Raw genomic sequence first — 3,617 nt, 5'->3', positions numbered from 1 at the left:
GGCCAGCGGATCGCCGGCTTTGCGGATGCTCTCGTCGGCGGCGACCGGCACGTCGACCCGCCGGCGCAGCTCGGCCAGTTCGTCGACGGTCGCGCAGGGCTGCTCGAGGTATTCCAGCGGGCCGAGGGCGGCCGCGGCAGCGGCAGCTTGGTCGACGGTCCAGGCGCCGTTGGCGTCGACGCGCACGATGGGCACCAGCGCGCGGACCGCATCGACCCGGGCAACGTCATCGTCGAGGGTCTGGCCAGGTTCGGCGACCTTCACCTTGGCGGTGCGCGCGCCCGGGAAGCGGGCCAGTATTTCGGGCACTTGCGCGGCGTCGACCGCCGGCACCGTGGCGTTGACGTCGATGCGGACGCGGCGCGGCGGCGGCGGAATCCGGTAGGCCGAATCCAGAGCGGCGGCCAGCCATTGCGCCGCCTCGGCGTCGCCGTATTCCAGGAAGGCGCCGAATTCGCCCCAGCCGGCCGGACCGTCGATCAGCGCCAGCTCGCGGGTGGTGATGCCGCGAAAGCGGACCCGCATCGGCAGCGCCACCACGCGGACGCGGTCGAGGATGTCGTCGAGGGCAGCGGTCACGACGCGTAGACCTGGCGGCCGGCCAGGAACGTCGCCCGCACCTCCAGGTCGGCGATCTCCTCCGGCGGCACCGTGCGCGGATCGGCCGACAGCACCACCAGATCGGCGTACTTGCCGACTTCCAGCGAGCCGATGATGTCGTCGGAGAACAGCTGCCAGGCCGCGTCGATGGTCTGGGCCCGGATCGCCTGCTCGACGGTGAGCCGCTCCTCGGGACCGAGCACCCGCCCGCTGGGCGCTTTGCGCGTCACGGCCACGCTGATGTTGCGCAGCGGCTCCTCGGGCGTCACCGGCGGATCGTTGTGCAGCGAAATCCGCATGCCGGTGGCCACCGCCGAACCTGCTGGCATCCAACGGCTTCCGCGCTCGGGGCCGAACAGCCCGTCAACGATCACGTCACCCCAGTAGTGGATCTGGTCGACGAAGATGCTGCAGGTGACGCCGAGGTCGTGAGCGCGCTGCAGTTGCTCGTTCCGGATCGCGCCGACGTGCTCGAGGCGGAGCCGATGGTCGTCACGGGGATGCCGGCGCAGGGCTTCTTCGTAGACGTCGAGGATGGTGTCCACCCCGGCATCGCCCTGCACGTGGCAGGCCATCGGCCAGCCGAGCGGGAAGTAGGCCCCGACGATCTCGGTCAGCTGTTCGGCGGTGTAGTTGGCGTGGCCGCAGGAACCCGGCGTCACGCCGATGGTGCGGGTGGCGGCGGTGTCCAGATACGGGAAGGACAAGGCGATGTTGCCGATCCACGGCGAGCCGTCCACCCAGATCTTGATGCCGACCTGGCGCGCCACATCGTCACCCTCACCGGGTGTGGCGGTGGTCGACATCTGCGGATTGGACATCTCGTAGGTCCGCAGCCGGACGGTGAGTTGGCCGCGCAGGCCATCGACCAGGGGGCGAAGCGCTGGATCGAACGCCATCTCCGAGCAGGTGGTCAGCCCGGCCCGGTTGAGCCGGGCGCACTCGGCCAGCAACATCGCCGGGTAATCGCTCGGGGCGATCGCGCCCTGCAGCAGCGGGAAAACCGCGCCGGCTTCCTCCGCGGTGCCGTCGAGGTCGCCGTGTGCGTCGCGGCCGAATTTGGCGCCCTTGGGGTCGGTGGTGTCGCGATTGAGGCCGGCGCGCTGGGCGGCGCACGAGTTGAAGAAGGCCTTGTGCCCGGAGTTGTGAATGATCACCAGCGGACCGTCCGGCGCGATGTCGTCCAGCCAGGTCAGCGTCGGCTCCGGCAGTCCGTTCTGCAGCAGCGCATCCCAGCCGAGCAGGTAAGCGCCGTCCGGTCCGCGCCGCTTTACCTCGCTGCGAACAGCCTCGACGACGTCGTCGGCGTTACGCATCGTGACCGGCCGGATGTCCACCAGCCGGTCCGACAGCGCGATCGCCTCCATCAGCGGATGGCCATGTGCCTCAATCAATCCCGGCATCACGCAGCCGTCGCCGATATCGAGAGTATGGGTGTTCGGGCCGATGAAACCGGCCATCTCGGACCGGTCACCCACTGCGACGATCCGGCCGTCGGCCACCGCCCGCGCCTCGGCGGTGGGCCTGGTGTCGTCTACGGTCAGGACGGTTCCGGTGATGACGAGGTCTGCAGCGGCCATGGGCACGAAGCCTAGTGATGGCTGAGGCGGCGGAGGGGGTAGCAGACACAAATTGCAACACGTTCTAGTCTGGCCACATGAGTGACGAGCTGCTGCGCAACCCGACCCATAACGGCCATCTGTTCGTGGGCGCGCTCAAGCGCCACAAGAACAGGCCGGTGCTGTTTCTCGGCGACACCACGCTGACCGGCGGTCAGCTTGCCGAACGTGTCAGCCAGTACATCCAGGCTTTCGAAGCGCTGGGCGCCGGCGCCGGCGTCACGGTCGGCATGCTGGCACTCAACCGGCCCGAGGTCCTGATGATTCTCGGCGCCAGCCAGACCCAGGGCTACCGGCGCACCGCCCTGCACCCGCTCGGTTCGCTGGACGACCACGCCTACGTGCTGTCGGATGCCGGCGCCACGGCGCTGATCATCGACCCCAACCCGATGTTCGTCGAGCGGGCTCTGGGCTTGCTGGACAAGGTCGACTCCCTGACGAAGATCCTCACCATCGGGCCGGTGCCCGAGGAGCTGAAAGATGTCGCGGTCGATCTGTCCGCCGAGGCGGCCAAATACACCCCGCAGCCAATCGTCGCGGCGGACTTGCCTCCTGACCATATCGGCGGCCTGACCTACACCGGCGGTACGACCGGTAAACCCAAGGGCGTCATCGGCACCACCGGGAACATCGCGACCATGACCCAGATCCAGCTCGCGGAGTGGGAATGGCCCGAGCACCCTCGGTTCCTGATGTGCACGCCGCTGTCGCACGCCGGTGCGGCGTTCTTCACGCCCACGGTGGTCAAGGGCGGCGAGATGGTGGTGCTGGGCAAGTTCGACCCGGCCGAGGTGTTGAAAGTCATTGAAGAGAAACGCATTACGGCTACCATGCTGGTGCCGTCGATGCTGTACGCGCTGATGGACCACCCGGATTCGCAGACCCGGGACCTGTCGTCGCTGGAGACCGTCTACTACGGCGCCTCGGCAATGAACCCGGTCCGGCTGGCGGAGGCCATCTCGCGGTTCGGCCCGATCTTCGCCCAGTACTACGGGCAATCCGAGGCGCCGATGGCGATCACCTATCTGGCCAAAGGCGACCACGACGAGAAGCGGCTGACGTCATGCGGGCGCCCGACCTTGTTCGCGCGGGTGGCGTTGCTCGGCGAGGACGGCAAGCCCGTCCCGCAGGGTGAACCGGGCGAAATCTGCGTCAGCGGGCCGCTTTTGGCGGGTGGGTACTGGCATCTGCCGGAAGCGACGGCCGAGACGTTCAAGGACGGCTGGCTGCACACCGGCGACATGGCCCGCGAAGACGAGGACGGCTTCTACTTCATCGTCGACCGGGTCAAGGACATGATCGTCACCGGCGGCTTCAACGTCTTCCCCCGCGAAGTGGAGGACGTCATCGCCGAGCATGCGGCGGTCGCGCAGGTATGCGTGGTCGGCACGCCGGACG

General features: G+C 68.3%; 3 protein-coding genes. 1 reads left to right on the top strand and 2 read right to left on the bottom strand.

All coding sequences use genetic code 11. The annotated features are described in order from the left end of the window. The coding region (locus WAN02_RS27470; protein ID WP_422268343.1) for an o-succinylbenzoate synthase at positions 1-579 on the bottom strand (579 nt) is incomplete at its 3' end. Continuing rightward, positions 576-2,180: an amidohydrolase gene (locus WAN02_RS27465; protein WP_422268341.1), complete on the bottom strand. Its 1,605-nt coding sequence runs from the start codon at positions 2,178-2,180 to the stop codon at positions 576-578. The genes WAN02_RS27465 and WAN02_RS27470, both read right to left, overlap by 4 nt. A gap of 77 nt (positions 2,181-2,257) precedes the next feature. On the opposite strand from WAN02_RS27465, the gene fadD8 reads away from it, so the two are divergent. Next, positions 2,258-3,617 (top strand): fatty-acid--CoA ligase FadD8 (gene fadD8 / locus WAN02_RS27460; RefSeq protein WP_422268339.1); only part of this gene is annotated, 1,360 nt, incomplete at its 3' end.

It is taken from the genome of Mycobacterium sp. (assembly GCF_049281135.1).
Taxonomy (GTDB): domain Bacteria; phylum Actinomycetota; class Actinomycetes; order Mycobacteriales; family Mycobacteriaceae; genus Mycobacterium.
Note: the sequence above shows the minus strand (reverse complement) of the source record. Positions and strands in the feature narration are given on the sequence as shown.